Raw genomic sequence first — 14,571 nt, 5'->3', positions numbered from 1 at the left:
TAAGCATCATTGTTATTTAATCTTACCACTTACAAAAGGGTTACCCTTTACATAGTACCGGTAAGGCAGTAAGGCATCTTCCGCAGCATAATCAACACCTATACGTGCAGAGGCAATTACAGCCTTATCGTACGCATGGTAGCCGTCATCTACAATAAATATTGCTGTACCAAACAGATCAAAACCGGTATGCCTTGTGTAAATACCCAATGCCTTTGACACATTGCCGGGCCCTTTGGTGATCGTAGTATCCAATTGCAGCTTACGGCAACGATCAAGCATTACATCAATACCATATACCGGTTCTGCACCTCTTATTAAAACTGCATGCGGTATGTTTTTTGCATTGGAGACCACGTTAAATAAATGATGTATTCCGTAACATAAATAAACATATGCCGTACCAGGTTCTCCAAACATTATTTCCGTTCTTGCAGTTCTGCGGTTATTGTATGCATGCGATGCCTTGTCAGCAGCACCATTATAAGCTTCTGTTTCCACAATTCTTGCGGCCGTTAACCGGTTGTCAAAATTGGTGACAAGTATTTTACCGATCAGTTGCTGCGCAACAACCAACACATCGGGCCTGTTATAAAAGTCTTTGCGCAGTCTCCGTTCTGCATCCAGCAAAATGCTGCTGTCAATATAATTAGGTTCAAAACGTTTCAATTCTCCTAAATTTAACCGCTAAAATAACCGCATTGTTAAAAGAAATCATCATCTCTATACAAAGCTATTTTAAAGCGCATGCTTTTATCCGTAAGCATAAGCTTTGGAAGTGGATCATTATACCCGGTATTATTTACGCTGTGCTGTTTTTTGTTTCCATGTATTATTTTATACATACGGCCAACAATTTTAATGAGTGGCTTACCCTGAAAACAGGTTTAAAAGCATGGCTCGATAAGATCAACAGCGGCATCCTCGGTTTTCTTTTTACACTGGCTGCACTGGCATTGCTGGTGGTGGAAGTAATGTTGTATTTCTCTTTGTTCAAATATACCTGGCTCATTATTGGTTCCCCGGTCTTTGCCTACCTCAGCGAAAAAACAGATGCCATACTCAATAATACAGATTACCCTTTCAGTATGCCGCAACTGCTTAAAGACATGTGGCGGGGCATAAAAATAGCGCTGCGGAATGCGTTCTGGCAAACCGTTTACGTAGTAGCCATTTTGTTATTATCACTCATACCGATTGCCGGCATGGGCGCGCCGCTTATCGCACTCATGGTAGAATGTTACTATTATGGTTTCAGTATGCTCGATTACAATTGCGAGCGTCGCAAAATGAATGCTGCAGAAAGTATTTATTATATCGGCAACCACCGTGGGCTGGCTATAGGCAACGGCCTTATATTTTATCTCATACACCTTGTACCCGTTATAGGCTGGGTATTTGCGCCGGCTTACGCAGTAATTGCGGCCACCTTTAGTATGCACGAGGTAAAGCCAAAAGAAAGTATATTGCCCGTTAGCAATGCAAATTAATGATGATGATGTTACGGGCATTTGTTTGCATGGCATCGCCTGTTGTGTCACTCACTTCAGGGTTCCGTTTTTATGGCGGCTGCAGCGTTCCGGTTATGCAGGAGCTTTAGTACACAGCCGAAAAAAATTATACCATGAATCAACAATCTACAGGTAAAATATATCTTATACCAACTGTACTGCACGAAGATGAAAAAGCTTTGCACGCATTGCCTGCATACATTACTGAGGCTGTAAAAGATTGCCAGGTCTTCTTCGTGGAAAACGAAAAGACCACGAGGCGTTTTTTTAAAAAGCTTTGGAAAGAAATGGTGATTGACGATTACGAATGGTACCCCATACACAAAGCGGAAGCAGCAGCAAAAACACAGTTTGCGCAATGTATTAAACAACAAAAAAACATTGGTATTGTAAGTGAGGCAGGCTGCCCCGGCGTAGCAGATCCCGGGCAGCTACTTATTGCAGTGGCGCAGGAAATGCATGCAACCGTGGTGCCGCTTGTGGGGCCAAGTTCCATCCTGCTTGCGCTTATGGCAAGCGGCATGAATGGCCAATCTTTCCAGTTTGTTGGTTACCTGCCTATTGATGACCAGGAAAAGAAAAAAGCCATCAAAGAACTGGAAGAATATTCAGCAATAAAGAATTGCACACAACTCTTCATTGAAACGCCTTACCGCAACAACCAGTTATTTAAAACATTACTTGCCACCTGCAGGAACGAGACAAAGATTTGTATTGCCGCAGATATAACCGGTGCAAACGAAAGCATTCAAACAAAAACAGTGAAAGAATGGAAGCAGGTAAATATTGATATACACAAGAAGCTGGTGATTTTTTTGTTGTATGCAGGTTAACGAGAAAGAATAATCATCTTATTGTAAAACAAGTGGCGCATACAATCATTTGCGCCGCTTGTATATTTTACGTGTAGTCGTAAATTATTTCATTACTTCCTCAATAACATGCCCGATGCAACCGCTTGGCATTTGCACATGCAGCATGGCACTAATGGTAGCAGCAATATCTGTCATATATGTTTCGCGGTTGGTTTTACCATGCTTTATACCCCAGCCATACCATAACAAAGGAATATGTGAATCATAAGGGTTCCATAACCCGTGCGAGGTGCCGTTGCCGTTGCCTTCCACATAACCCGGTTTTAAAATAAATTGCACCTCTCCGCATCTTGCAGGAAAATAACCATTACTGATCATCTCTCTTTGCTTTGCGGTCAATGGTGTTTCCATTACTTCACCGATCTCAAATGCCTGTGCAATTTCTTTTTGTTGCAACAGTATGCTAACAGCGGCTTTGTGTATGGCCTCTTTATCAAGCTTTGCAGAATCAATGATCTTATTATTAAAAACAACGAGGTAATTAACAAAATCAAGTGCCAGCTTGTCGTAGCCGAATTGCTCTTTCAGTGCGGTGTTCATATCGCTCAGCACTTTGGTATCGTTGAATGCGCCACCCGGTAATTTGTTTTCGATTGAAAAGTTAGGTACATGTGCCACGGCATGATCCGCCGTTAAAAAAACAGTATACTGCCCCTTGCCTACGGTGGCATCCAGGTAAGTAAAGAAACGGCCAAGGGTTTCATCTAACCTTACATAATCATCCAACTGCTCCCATGAGTTTGGCCCAAACGCATGACCGATATAATCAGGTGAGGAAAAGCTGACGGTAAGCATGTCTGTTGTACCATTATTGCCCAGGTTTTCGGCTTTTACAGCCGCTATCGCCATTTCAGCAGTAAGCGAATTACCATACGGTGTGGAAGCGATGCGTCCATATTCCTTCCCGGCAAATTTTGTGAGATCGTATGGAAATGTAGAGGTGATTTTTCCGAGTGGTTTATTCTCGTAAGGCTTATCATCTGCAGTACAGTATTTCGTATACACGTTTTCGGGCAGGTAAAGGTTCCAGTTAAGCTTATAGAAAGAATCAACAAGTTTCCGGCTGTTGAATGCTTTTACCCATGCCGGCAGATCATTCATGTAATAGGTACTGGTAATAAAATCGCCGGTCTTATAATCGTACCAGTAGGCTGCATTGGCCGCGTGCCCTGCCGGCAGTATTGCACCACGGTCTTTAATGGCCACACCCACCACTTTGCTTTTAAAATTGGTAGCTAGTTTAAGCTCATCTCCTATGGTGGTGGTGAACATATTTTTGGGGCTCATTTTACCGGCGTTTGTAGTACTTCCTACGGTTTGTACACTGTCATCATCTGTACAGTAAACACCTTTCTTTAGCATGTTGTCGTACCAGTTATTGCCAACAATGCCATGTACAGCTGGTACAGACCCGGTGTATACGCAGGTATGGCCGGCTGCCGTTACAGTAGGCGTATACGGAATAAATGTGTTCTCGCAGGTAAAACCTTCGTTCAGTAATCTTTTAAAACCACCATTGGGTTTAAACAAATCGTTATAGCGATAAAGATAATCCCAGCGCATCTGATCTATTACGATACCTACCACGAGTTTGGGTCTTTGAACACCCTGCATACCCGCTGGAGGTTTTTGTGCAAAAGAAAAATGAACGGAAAGAATAACAGCAAATAAGGTTAGAAACTTGCGCATGAAACAGTATTTACGGACAAAGATAGGGATGCGTAGTTTTTATTACCTGCTGTTCACAAATAGATAAAACAGGCGTTACTGCCGGGCCGGTTCCCGATACCTGCCAGATGCTTTTAACGCGTGTCCGGAAACGGATTCAAACCCCGCCAGGCATTGAGCGCAGGTAGTACTCCGTGCGGGAGGCTAAAAGCCGCAGAACCGGTAAACGGGTGTTTGAAGCAACATTTTTGTTGAAATAGTTCCACAGTTTTTGACGTATGTCGGTTTATCTAAAGCAAAAACAAACCAGTTTTTCAACTGGCACTTTTTTGGAAATATTCGGGTGTAAAAGATAATTGTTATGAAAACTGTGCTAAAGAAAATTACCGCTGATCATCGCGTAACAAGAGTATCCATGTTTGTGGTTTCGTTTCTTATGATTGCCTTTATCGGCGCAACGATATATGTTATGTACCAGGGCTTTTAAAGAATCTTGTATCAATGTTTGTTTTTTGTTCTTTAAAAAGTTTGTTACGTGCGGTTATGTGATAAAACAGCGTGGCCGCATATGCTGAAGAGCGTAAAGAACGTACAAGTGAGTGACACAACAAAAGCTCCATAGTAGCCATACAGCCGGTACACAAATAATCATACAACCTTTGCAATAAACCGGCCTATATAAGGCATGGCAACAAATTCTTTCTTTTCCACTCTTAGAATAAAATACACAAAACCTGTCGTAAGCAGGGCACCGGTTGCGAGCGAGAAGATGTCGTTTTCCCAAATGGCATTAACGCCTTTATGAACAAAAAATAATAGTATAACGATCGTGATATAAGCCAGTAATTTCTTCCAGGCGTAGGGCACGTAATACGCCTTTTGCCCCCACACAAAACTGGTAACCATCATTGTTGCATAACAGGCAAATGTGGCCCAGGCGCTGGCCATGTAACTGAAGTATGGTATAAACAAAAAATTGATGAGAAAAGTAATGCCTGCACCTATAAAGGTGATGGTGGCCCCCGCGCTGGTGCGGTTACTTAACTTATACCATATACTTAGGTTATAGTAAATGCCCAAGCATATATTAGCGAGTACCAATACCGGCACAACACCTAGACCATCCCAATAAGCTTCGCTGATGAAATGCTTCCAGACAGGTATAAATAAAGTGATGAGCAGGAATGTAACGCATACGGTAATTACAAAGAACTTCATGACACGTGCATAGGTTTTCTGCGGGCTGCCGCCTTCTGCCTGTTTAAAGAAAAATGGTTCTGCCCCGAGCCTGAACGCCTGTATAAATAAGGTAATAAGTATAGAGAGCTTATAGCATGCATTATAAACACCCACTTCTGCTTCGCGGTGGGCTACACTGCCTGGCAACCACCAGCGCAGCATAAGCCTGTCGAAGGTTTCGTTGATCATACCGCCCATACCTGCCACAACAAGCGGCAGTGAATAAAGCATCATTTCTTTCCATAGCCTGCTGCTGAAATTGAAGCTGACCTGTTTTATTTCGCCGGTTAACAATACAAGCGTAAATACACTCTGTATCAGGTTGGCTAACAGCACGTAGACGACAGGGTTTGTCTGCGGGCTGTAGAGTATGTTTAAAAAGCTGTTGGCATCTGTATTTACATGTTTGGGGCACCAGGCTACATAAAACCATGTAACAGCAATGTTGATAAGAATGCCTGCAATCTTTATAAATGCATATTTTCTTGGGCGTTGCTCCTGCCGTAGTTTGGCAAAGGGTATGGTGCTTATCGCATCTGCTGCTATGATGAGTATGCTTAGCTGAATGATAGCGGGGAAACCCTGCAGCCCGATAGCCGCTCCAAAACCATCCTGGAATATAAACAGTAGGATTGTAAGCAGTACTGTAGAAAACAGCAGGGATAAAAAAGAAGTACTGTAAATGCTGCTTTTGTTCTCTTCCTTTGATGCATACCTGAAATAGGCAGTTTCAAAACCGTATGTGAAAATGATATTGAGAATAGGAATCGCAGAATAAATTAAGCCGATCTTACCATAATCTTCTTTATGTGCCAGGTTGTATGTAAGCAGCGGCGTAAGCAGGTAATTGATGAACCTCGCCGCAATAGAACTAACCCCATACCAGATCGTTTGCCCCGCTAATTTTTTAATGCTGCTCAATCGTGCTAAATTTCGTACAAATGTAATGGTAGTTTTTATGTTGTTGATTGTACAACAATGTGAAAGTGTATGACCGGAGATAATTTTATGGTGCACCTGTACATAATCACGTATACGGAAAATTTAAGTGGTACACATTTGTTATGTTATTATCTTTCTTTTGTAAAAAAACTGCTTATGAATAAGAAACTCCTGCTTGCCTTTACAGGCTTTTTTTGTACGCTGTTGTTGCATGCACAGGTAAGAGATGGCAGAACGACCATTGACACAACCGTTCGTTCTGCCGTAATTTTTGATTCAGACCTTAGCCAGGACGAAGCCGAAGATGCAATTGAAGGGTACTTCGACAGCCTTCACATTGAAAAAGAAAAAGGTAAAGGTTTCATCATCAAAAAATCACTTGGCTATATGTTGTTTAAAAGAGCCAAAGTGGAGCTTGCAGGCGATGCCTTTGATTATTATTTTGTAGTGGAGGAAAAGAAACAAAAAGGAAAAGATGCATCGGTTGTTTACATGGCTGCAGCTAAAAGCGGCACAAATTTCTTTTCGTATGATGATAAAGCATGGAGCGAACTAAAAGACTTTGCAGCCTTCCTGCAGAGCAATTATTTTGAGCAGCATAAACTGTACGTGCAACTGGCCGGCACAAATAAAGACCTGGAAAAAAAGAAGAAAAAACTGGAAGAACTGCTGAAAGAAAAATCTGCGCTGGAAAGCGGGATCAGCACAGACTCTGCACAAATCGTAAACTTTAATGAATCGTTGATGAAACTTAAAGCAAAAAAACAATGACAAATACTATCGCAACCGGGTGCTAAAAGTCACCCGGTTTTAGTTTGCGCCTGTTTTGCTTTACCGAAGACTGCTGTTTTTTTCTTTCGAGTATTTTTTCTTTCACTGCTTTGGGAACTTTGGTGGCAATCCGCACTTTCTTTTTTACAAGTGCCTGTTGTACCAGTGCATGCATTTTTCTGATCACCTGTTCTTTATTGCCCTGTTGCGTTCTTTCTGTTTGTGATTTTACGAGCAGGAAACCATCTGACGTTATGCGGGTGGCCAGTTTTTCGAGTACCAGTTGTTTTTGCGCTGCTGATACAAGTGTGGAATTCATCACATGCCAGCGGCCCTCTACCATTGTTTCAACTTTGTTTACGTTTTGCCCGCCCTTACCGCCGCTACGTGCCGTTTGAAAGATTATTTCGCCTGTGATGTTCATACAACGAATTACACAATTTTTTACGAATTATAAACAATCAGCTTAAAATAAGGCGGAATGAAAGCCAATTCGTGGTTTTGCCGTTAATTCGTGGTTATGAGAGCCGTTATACAAAGGGTTACAGAAGCATCTGTTACGGTTGATGGGCAGGTTACCGGCGCCATTGGCACAGGCCTGCTTGTATTGCTGGGTATTGAAGATGCTGATAGCAATGAAGATATTGAATGGTTAAGCAACAAGATCGTTAGCCTGCGCATTTTTAACGATGCGGCGGGTATTATGAATATCAGCCTGAAAGAATATGGTGGAGATATACTGCTGGTGAGCCAGTTTACCTTGCACGCAGCTACCAAAAAAGGCAACCGGCCATCTTACATCAAAGCCAGCAAACCCGCTGTTGCTGTGCCTTTGTATGAGCAAATGATTGAACAACTGACAACGGATCTTGGGAAGAAAATTTACACCGGCATTTTTGGTGCAGACATGAAAGTAAAGTTATTGAACGACGGCCCGGTGACGATTCTTATTGATACAAAGCTGAAAGAGTAAAGGAACCCCGAAGAAAGGTGAAAAATAAAATGAATAATAAACTTAAAAGGTCTTTATGACTATTCAACAGGCACAGGCACAGGTAGACGAATGGATAAAAACCGTTGGCGTTCGTTATTTCAATGAATTAACCAATCTTGGCATATTAATGGAAGAAGTGGGAGAGTTATCAAGATTGATGGTGCGTACTTATGGCGAGCAATCGTTTAAAGAAAGTGATAAAGGCAAAGAAATAGCAGATGAAATGGCCGATGTTCTTTGGGTGCTTATTTGCCTGGCCAACCAAACGGGTGTTGACCTTACGAGTGCATTGCAGCGCAACTTTGAGAAAAAAAATATACGGGATGCGGAGCGCCACAGGAACAACGAAAAACTGGATGGAGATAAAAATTACCATAAGCTCTAAGTATTGCCAACGCGTAAGCTATGCAGTATCGTTGTTGCCCACGGCGCTACAGTACAAGTGAGTGACACAACAGGCGATGCCACGAAGTACCAGTGCCGGTCTCCAAAAAAATAAACAGTTAATATGCGTGTATCAGTAAAAGACATCTGGAAAATTCTAAAGCAGACATTCAAAGATTTTGGGGATCTGAAGATAACCCGCATGAGCGCCGCACTGGCATACTATACCGTTTTTTCTATTGCACCTATGCTCATTGTTATTATTACACTGTGCGATATTTTTTTGGGCCGCGATGCCATAGAAGGTAACCTGTATGCACAAATACAATCTTTTGTTGGCCAGCAGGCCGCCCTGCAAATACAGGAGCTGATAAAAAATGCCACCGTATCAAACGATATTACCTGGGCATCACTCATTGGTATTATTGCGCTCATTTTTGCGGCAACAGGTGTGTTTGCTGAAATACAGGATTCCATCAACCTTATATGGCGGCTAAAAGCCAAGCCACGCAAAGGTTGGATGAAAATGCTCATCAACAGGCTACTGAGTTTTTCTATGGTGGTAACACTTGGTTTTATCCTGCTTGTATCGCTTGTGATAAATGCATTGCTTAGTTTACTGGTAGAGCGGCTGGTAAATCTTTTTCCGGGAGCAGAAGTATACATCGTGTATGGCGTAAACATACTGCTGCAGTTTATTACCATCAGTTTTTTATTTGGAATAATCTTTAAAGTGTTGCCCGATGCTAAGATCCACTGGCGCACGGTAAGGGCGGGTTCCTTTACCACAGCGCTGCTGTTTATGATTGGTAAGTTTGCCATTGGCCTGTACCTCGGCAAAAGCAATGTCAGCAGCTCGTATGGCGCAGCGGGTTCTCTTGTCATCATTTTGCTGTGGGTATATTACTCTGCCATTATCCTTTATTTTGGTGCGGCCTTTACAAGGGTATATGCGCAGTATACCGGCGCGCATATTTACCCCAATACTTATGCAGTGTTTGTGCAGCAGATAGAGGTAGAAAGCAAAGGATCGCTCGATGATCAGCAGACAGCAGTAAAGACTTCTGTAAAAGCGCATGAGATAACCATCGACAAAGAAGTACCAAAAGAATAATTTGTTTGCCGGCTCTGGTAACATTGTGGGGCTTCCGTTGTGTCACTCACTTGTACTGCAACGCCGTGTGCAGCAACGATGCCTTTTCCTTTACCAGGCTACAATTTAAAGCCGGGTAAACAACTACCGTCATATTATTTCGCAGACTGGTCAACATTCTCGATCAGTTGTTTCATCATATCTTCCTGCTTTGCGTATTTGTTATCGGTTTTCATAAACTTCAGCTTTTTGTCAAAACCTTTGTCCATCATTTCATAACCTCTTTGCGCCTGCGCAGTATCATAAAAGTTTTGTGCCCATTCTTTATCATGCTTGTACAGGAAGTCTAACTGCACACCGTTAGATGCTACCACCAGCGGCGAGTCGAACCAGTTGTAAGAAATAAAGGGCCGCTCAAACTGCTGTCCGTCCGCGAACAATAATTTCCAGAAATGAAGGTGGTTCAACACGCGGTCTTTTATTTGTGCATCGCTCTCGGCTGCCGAGGGTTGTATACGCCATTTATTGTTTTCAATACTATAAGGATCGTCTTTTATATCATTGTACTTGTCCCTGTCAAGATCCAGGTAAAACTGGCAGTAAGCCTTATTCAGCAGCAGGTCGTAATAATTATCTGCAGACGAATGCCTGTTAACGATTTTATTGAGCGAGAACTGGTCAATGTCAAAGATCAGCCTTGTACCGGTTATGCTGTCTACCCGCACGGTTATATCAAGCGCATCACCCGATGCATCATCCAGCAGCAGATGCTGGCTGGTTTTATCGTAGTGCCAGTTGCCATGCATGTATTGCTTCAGCATCACCATATCAAAAGTGCTGTCGCTGCGCAGGATGAGTTTATTGCCCAGCAGAAAACGCTTCAATGCAATCTCGTCATTGTCTACAGCAAGTTTTATATTACCGATCAGGTCATACATGGCAGGCATTTCCAGGCGGGTAAAATCCCAGCGGCCAACCAATAATTCAGACTTATCTTTTTTACAGGAAGCCAATGCAGATATAAGCAGTAAGACGCAGCAAAGTTTTTTCATGTTTGGCGAGGGTTTAGGTGCAAAATAAAGAAAAGTCTTTTCCGGTGCTTCAAGCCAGTTTTTCAGACCATTCCAGCCCGCCCGGAAGTTCAGCGCTTGTAAACTCTATATGAATGACCCTTCGTCTTTTGTTGTTAACTGTTCTGCCGGAACTGTAAAGCAGGAGTGGTTTCATTAGCATTACTCCACCTTTTGGCACCCTGCACGTTACCTCGCATAGCAGCGATTTCATAATCGGTAAAAATACGCGCTGTTACAGCAAAGCCATTGTCAGATAACTCCGTTTTATAAGAATTGGGCAGGTGCATGCGAGAACATTAAAAAACGCGCCGCAAAGCGGCGCGTCATCAAACAATATTATTTATTGCCACCCGGTTGTGGAGGGCGCTTTGGTTGAAAATTAGGTTTGGGCCTGTTCTCATTTCTTCTTTCACCACCCTGCTGCTGGCCACCCCCCTGCTGTGGCCGTTGCTGTTGCGGCCTGTTTTGCTGCGGTCTTTCGGGCCTGTTGCTTTCAGGTCTGCCCTGCTGGGGCCGGTTTGGTTGTTGCGGCCTGTTTTGCTGCGGCCTGTCAGGCCTGTTATCAGGACGTCCGTCGCGCTGCTCACGACGCTCTTTCTCATTCCGGCGTTTGCTGGTTTTTTCCAGGCTGCGTAAACTTACCTGCCCCACCACATCTACAAATGCATGCTCCACTTCTGCGGCAATTTTGTTGGCACTCAGATCAACCGGTTTAAGATCATCAACAGCCTCTCCGCGGTGGTTGGCCCTCAAAATATCTTTTACCCTGTGTATGGTAAGCGGGTATTGCATACTGCTGCCCGGCAGCGTATACCACATCAGGTTTTTGAAAATATCTTTTTTGATGAGAGCTGCGGTACCCTTGGTGGTTTGCAGTGTTTCTGCGTTATTGGGAAAATGTTGCAGCGCGTCGAGGTAAGTATCAAGTTCATAATTCAAACAACACTTCAGCCTGCCGCACTGGCCGCTCAGCTTGGTTTGATTGATGGATAAATTCTGGTAGCGGGCGGCCGTAGTGGTTACACTTTTAAAATCGTTGAGCCATGTACTGCAGCATAGCTCCCTGCCGCAACTGCCAATACCGCCAACCTTTGCAGCCTCCTGTCTTATACCAATCTGGCGCATCTCTACCTTTACTTTAAATTCTGATGCGTAGATCTTGATAAGCTCACGAAAATCTACGCGGTCTTCAGCAGTATAAAAGAAAGTGGCTTTTTTTCCATCGCTTTGTATCTCTACCTCTATCAGCTTCATCTGCAGGTTTAGCTGAATGGCAATGGAACGGCTCCTGGCCAATGCTGCTTTTTCCCTGGCTTTATTCTGCAGGTGCAGCTCAATATCTTTGTCTGAGCTGCGGCGCAATACTTTTTTAAGATCAGGGTTCATTTCATCCACACCTTTCTTTTTCATCTGTAAACGAACCAGCTCGCCGCTAAGGCTTACTTCGCCTACATCAAAACCGCTTACACCCTCTACCGTTATATATTCTCCTTTCTCAAAAAACTGCAATGTATTATTCCTGAAAAAATCTTTACGGCTGCCGTTATTAAAACTTACTTCGATTATTTTACAGGAACTTTCAGGATCACTGAATGGCAGGTTCATCAGCCAGTCGTGCACGTTTAGCCTGTTACAGCCACCGGTACTGCACCCGCCATTGCTTTTGCAACCGTTAGGTTTGCCCGTTCCGCAACTTCCACAACCCATATCTGTTAATTTACGTGGTTAGATGTATTGTTTAAGAAGGCGGAAGAAGACTATTGTGTGACAAGCTGCAGGAATACTATTGAGCTTTCGTTGTGTCACTCACTTGTACGCTTGGTTCTTTACGCAGCTGCGGGGCGCAGTATGCCATCAGTACTATGGCTGCAACCTTTAGACTCCATTTTTTTAGCGGTGTAAATGTTGCGCTATGCGGAGTTTGACAGACCATATCATTACTATTGCTGCTGCATTACCTGCCCCTGCAGGGCTTTCCTATTGTTCAATAACGATTCAACGGTACAAGAGTGCGACGCAACAGGCGATGCCATTTATTCAAATGCCGGGCACATAAAAAAACTCAACATTATCAACGGGCATAAGCCATTTCTGCACCAGCACAAAAATCTTTCTTCCTCAATCGGTCAAAAATAGGGCTTTATCCTGAATGATGTGGTACATTTTGATTGTTAAGGCATGGAAGAGCATTTTGGCGTTTGCATTGCGCTCTATGTAGTATGTGGCTTTGTCCAGCTCTTCAATAATGACCTGTTGCTGGCTTACCGAGGTTATTTTATTCAGTCGTTGTGCAAAGTCTTTTTCTTTATCTGAAATGGCCAGCCTCTCGCCCATTACGCGCAGGCGTATGCTTTGTTCCAGCAGATGATTGAAATAAAGGATCAGTTGCTTTTGCTTCTCGCGGCCCAGTTTACTAATGTCATCAACCCATTTCACCTGGTCTGGCAACATACCCCTGATGACAAATTTCAGCCAGTCGCTGAGCAGGCTTATCCAGTCTTCTTCCGAATGTTGGAGTAACTGCAGCGCTTCCCGGTAATTGCCTTCTGCAATGGCGGCGGTTTGGGCTGCAACTGCAGGTGTGGCGTTGGCTCTCTCAATAAGTGCCTTTTCTATCTCGCTGTTTTCCGGCAACGGAATTTTTACCAACTGGCAGCGCGACAGAATAGTAGGCAATATCTGCTCTTCATTTTCTGCTACGAGGATAAAAAGTGTACTGGCGGGCGGTTCTTCAATAAGCTTTAAAAGTTTGTTGCCTTCTTTACCAAGGTATTCCGGCATCCAGAGCACGAGAACTTTGTATTCGCTTTCAAAACTTTTCAGGTTTAGCTTATGGATGATGTCGTTACATTCTTCGGCTGTTATATTTCCCTGCTTGTTTTCTGCACCTATAAACTGCAGCCAGTCAAATGCATTGCCATAAGCGTATTGCGCAATAAACTCACGCCACTCGGTTATATAATCGGTGCTTTTGGGTTTGTCGCCGCTTTTGCGCGGAATTACAGGATAGGCGTAATGAATATCAGGATGTATATACCTGGTAGCTTTACTGTACGCCTCATGTCTTTCCATAAAGGCGTCTGCTTCAGCAGGTGTTGCAGGTACATTTGGCGCAACCGGCTCTTCTTCTCCAAACAAGGAAGGGCCTGCGTTTTGGGCGGGTTGCGCATGCGGGTTAAGGCTTACATACTGGGCAAATGCCAGTGCAAGCGGTAATGCACCCGAACCTTCTTTGCCAAGGAAAAGCAGCGCATGGCTAAGCCTGTTGTGCTGCACCATTTCGCATAGCTGCTGCTTGGTTGCCTGTTGCCCTATCACATCTCTGAAAAGCATAGTTGCGAAGATAGGTTTTGCACCTCTTTTGGTTTGGCATCAAATAAAAAAGGTTGATAAGTTTTTATCAACCTTCTTTTAAAATATAAGCGGTTTCTAATTCAGGTATTTCAGCAACTCCGGGCTATCGGGCGTAACCTTACTGTCGAAATGAGCCAGGAGGTTACCATTCTCATCGATGATAAACTTGTTGAAGTTCCAGGAAATGGTCGCATCAAGCACGCCATTCTCACTCTTGTTACATAAGTATTTGTATACAGGCGTTGTGTTGCTGCCCTTCACATCAACCCTTGTGGTTAATGGGAAAGTAACGCCGTAATTCTTTTTGCAAAAAGCAGAGATCTCCGTATCGTCTTTGTATTCCTGCCCGCCAAAATTATCTGAAGGAAAACCGATGATCACCAGTTTATCTTTATGTGCTTCATATAATTTTTCCAGCCCTTCGTACTGCGGCGTAAATCCGCATTTTGAGGCTGTATTTACAATCAGGATTTTCTTGCCTTTGTATTTAGAAAAATCAATGGTGCTGCCATCGAGTGCCTTAATGGAGAATTCGTAAATAGTTTTGGCAGCAATACTTTCTGTTGCGGCATTGCGTGCTGTATCCACTGTTGCCGAAGTGCATGCAACAAACACAAGCGTTGCGATTAGTAATTTCATTCCTTTCATTTTTATGGTGTTGTTTAAC

Annotated in this window: 16 protein-coding genes; 7 read left to right on the top strand and 9 right to left on the bottom strand. The window is 43.4% G+C overall.

Annotated features, from left to right (window positions below; genetic code table 11):
• Positions 1-12: 12 nt before the first annotated feature.
• Positions 13-669, bottom strand: coding sequence for a DNA-3-methyladenine glycosylase (locus tag I5907_RS20420; protein WP_231402208.1), 657 nt, complete (start codon positions 667-669; stop codon positions 13-15).
• Positions 670-701: 32 nt separating this feature from the next.
• Here I5907_RS20420 and I5907_RS20415 point away from each other — a divergent pair, with 32 nt between their 5' ends.
• Positions 702-1,490, top strand: coding sequence for an EI24 domain-containing protein (locus tag I5907_RS20415; RefSeq protein WP_196992703.1), 789 nt, complete (start codon positions 702-704; stop codon positions 1,488-1,490).
• A 134-nt stretch (positions 1,491-1,624) separates the two neighbouring features.
• Positions 1,625-2,344, top strand: a complete 720-nt coding sequence (locus tag I5907_RS20410) for an SAM-dependent methyltransferase (protein ID WP_196992702.1) — start codon at positions 1,625-1,627, stop codon at positions 2,342-2,344.
• 84 nt (positions 2,345-2,428) lie between these two features.
• Here I5907_RS20410 and pafA read toward each other — a convergent pair whose 3' ends face one another.
• Positions 2,429-4,075: an alkaline phosphatase PafA gene (pafA, locus tag I5907_RS20405; RefSeq protein ID WP_196992701.1), complete on the bottom strand. Its 1,647-nt coding sequence runs from the start codon at positions 4,073-4,075 to the stop codon at positions 2,429-2,431.
• Between the two features lie 340 nt (positions 4,076-4,415).
• On the opposite strand from pafA, the gene I5907_RS21860 reads away from it, so the two are divergent.
• Positions 4,416-4,541: a hypothetical protein gene (locus I5907_RS21860; protein ID WP_283016304.1), complete on the top strand. Its 126-nt coding sequence runs from the start codon at positions 4,416-4,418 to the stop codon at positions 4,539-4,541.
• 161 nt (positions 4,542-4,702) lie between these two features.
• Here the strand turns inward: I5907_RS21860 and I5907_RS20400 are convergent, their stop codons facing one another.
• On the bottom strand, positions 4,703-6,214 hold the full coding sequence (locus I5907_RS20400) for an oligosaccharide flippase family protein (RefSeq protein WP_231402207.1): 1,512 nt from the start codon (positions 6,212-6,214) through the stop codon (positions 4,703-4,705).
• 177 nt (positions 6,215-6,391) lie between these two features.
• Between I5907_RS20400 and I5907_RS20395 the strand changes: the two genes are divergently transcribed.
• Entirely contained in the window at positions 6,392-7,006 is a 615-nt protein-coding gene (locus I5907_RS20395; RefSeq protein ID WP_196992700.1) for a hypothetical protein, read from the top strand.
• Positions 7,007-7,028: 22 nt separating this feature from the next.
• Here I5907_RS20395 and arfB read toward each other — a convergent pair whose 3' ends face one another.
• Positions 7,029-7,430, bottom strand: coding sequence for an alternative ribosome rescue aminoacyl-tRNA hydrolase ArfB (gene arfB / locus I5907_RS20390; RefSeq protein ID WP_196992699.1), 402 nt, complete (start codon positions 7,428-7,430; stop codon positions 7,029-7,031).
• Between the two features lie 96 nt (positions 7,431-7,526).
• On the opposite strand from arfB, the gene dtd reads away from it, so the two are divergent.
• The 3 genes from dtd (at position 7,527) to I5907_RS20375 (ending at position 9,498) form a co-directional block, all read left to right on the top strand.
• A complete protein-coding gene (dtd, locus tag I5907_RS20385; protein ID WP_196992698.1) occupies positions 7,527-7,979 on the top strand; it encodes a D-aminoacyl-tRNA deacylase in 453 nt (150 codons plus the stop codon).
• Between the two features lie 55 nt (positions 7,980-8,034).
• A complete protein-coding gene (locus I5907_RS20380; protein ID WP_196992697.1) occupies positions 8,035-8,385 on the top strand; it encodes a nucleotide pyrophosphohydrolase in 351 nt (116 codons plus the stop codon).
• A gap of 123 nt (positions 8,386-8,508) precedes the next feature.
• Positions 8,509-9,498 (top strand): YihY/virulence factor BrkB family protein, encoded by a 990-nt coding sequence (locus I5907_RS20375; protein WP_196992696.1) that lies wholly within the window; start codon positions 8,509-8,511, stop codon positions 9,496-9,498.
• A gap of 134 nt (positions 9,499-9,632) precedes the next feature.
• On the opposite strand, the gene I5907_RS20370 is transcribed toward I5907_RS20375, so the two are convergent.
• From I5907_RS20370 to I5907_RS20350, 5 genes are all read right to left on the bottom strand, one after another.
• On the bottom strand, positions 9,633-10,529 hold the full coding sequence (locus I5907_RS20370; protein ID WP_196992695.1) for a hypothetical protein: 897 nt from the start codon (positions 10,527-10,529) through the stop codon (positions 9,633-9,635).
• 49 nt (positions 10,530-10,578) lie between these two features.
• The gene (locus I5907_RS20365) at positions 10,579-10,761 is read right to left on the bottom strand and encodes a hypothetical protein (protein WP_196992694.1); all 183 of its coding nucleotides are present in this window, start codon (positions 10,759-10,761) and stop codon (positions 10,579-10,581) included.
• Between the two features lie 125 nt (positions 10,762-10,886).
• Positions 10,887-12,257, bottom strand: coding sequence for a PSP1 domain-containing protein (locus tag I5907_RS20360; protein WP_196992693.1), 1,371 nt, complete (start codon positions 12,255-12,257; stop codon positions 10,887-10,889).
• Positions 12,258-12,668: 411 nt separating this feature from the next.
• Positions 12,669-13,883, bottom strand: a complete 1,215-nt coding sequence (locus I5907_RS20355) for a DNA polymerase III subunit (RefSeq protein ID WP_196992692.1) — start codon at positions 13,881-13,883, stop codon at positions 12,669-12,671.
• 96 nt (positions 13,884-13,979) lie between these two features.
• The gene (locus I5907_RS20350) at positions 13,980-14,543 is read right to left on the bottom strand and encodes a glutathione peroxidase (protein ID WP_196992691.1); all 564 of its coding nucleotides are present in this window, start codon (positions 14,541-14,543) and stop codon (positions 13,980-13,982) included.
• Between the last annotated feature and the right edge of the window lie 28 nt (positions 14,544-14,571).

This window comes from Panacibacter microcysteis, from assembly GCF_015831355.1.
In the GTDB taxonomy this organism is placed as follows: Bacteria; Bacteroidota; Bacteroidia; order Chitinophagales; family Chitinophagaceae; genus Panacibacter; species Panacibacter microcysteis.
This window is presented reverse-complemented; position numbering and strand designations above follow the sequence as displayed.